At 54.7% G+C, this 898-nt stretch carries 1 protein-coding gene; it reads left to right on the forward strand.

What is annotated here, in order from left to right; genetic code table 11:
• Positions 1–75: 75 nt before the first annotated feature.
• A complete protein-coding gene (locus AC5RTT_RS20650) occupies positions 76–837 on the forward strand; it encodes a hypothetical protein (RefSeq protein ID WP_494146720.1) in 762 nt (253 codons plus the stop codon).
• Positions 838–898 lie beyond the last annotated feature (61 nt).

Genomic DNA, 898 nt, shown 5'->3' on the forward strand with positions numbered 1-898 from the left:
AACCCCCTACGGCGCACGTCCTTTGGCTAAGGGCCACCAGCAGGGCGGCGTCGTACTTACCTATAGGATTCCGTGATGGGCACTGAGGAATTTGACGTGAGAGTTCACACCCTAGGCCATGTCGACATTCCGCTAAAAGGTGATGTCTTCGTCGATCACGAGCACGTCAAGGGCGTCGACTACGCGGCTTTGGGTCTGAAGAGTTTCGGCTCTCATGGCTCGAGGTTCGAGAACTGCAATTTTCAGCAACTCCGCCTGGACTCTCTGAGCTTCGGCGAAGGGAAGGTTCTCTCCGAATACATCAACTGCAGCTTCGACGGCAGTAGGTTTCCGGCCAGTACGGGTGTTGGTAGGGCACGGTTCGTTAACTGCACGTTCCGCAATATCCGCAGTACCCGATTCAAAATAGCAGCGGGGGACTTGATTGGCTGCGTATTTAGTGGCCGTATGGATTCAACCCAGATCTGGGGCCGCACTGGACCAGATGCATCAATCTACGGTGAACGATCCAACACGATTGACGGCAACGACTTCTCCGGTGTGGACTTTGGCGACATCGACTTCAGCTTCGGCGTGAATCTGCGTCAGCAAGTTCTGCCGACCGGACTGGACTATTTGTTCATTCCGGATGCTGCCCGAGTGCTCGCGGCCGCGTACAAGGATGTCGTCGCCATGGACGACCTCGAAAAGCGCAAGATCTTGAGTGGCATGATCCAGATTCGTCAGGAGGCTCTTAGAGACGGACAACGCGATCTTTTTGAATCCAAGCGCCGTGTCCCCAAGTTTCTTCGAGACGACTACGAACTTTTCTTCAACGTCATCGCTAAGCAAATCTGAAACGCTCGCTCTCGTCATGGTGACTTCCGCCCCCAACGGATGAGCTCTTTCACGGAACCCT

The organism is Arthrobacter sp. Y3221157 (assembly GCF_059089865.1).

Coding starts and splice junctions, on each gene's coding strand:
- AC5RTT_RS20650 (WP_494146720.1), top strand. CDS start 76: ATGGGCACTGAGGAATTTGACGTGAGAGTTCACACCCTAGGCCATGTC.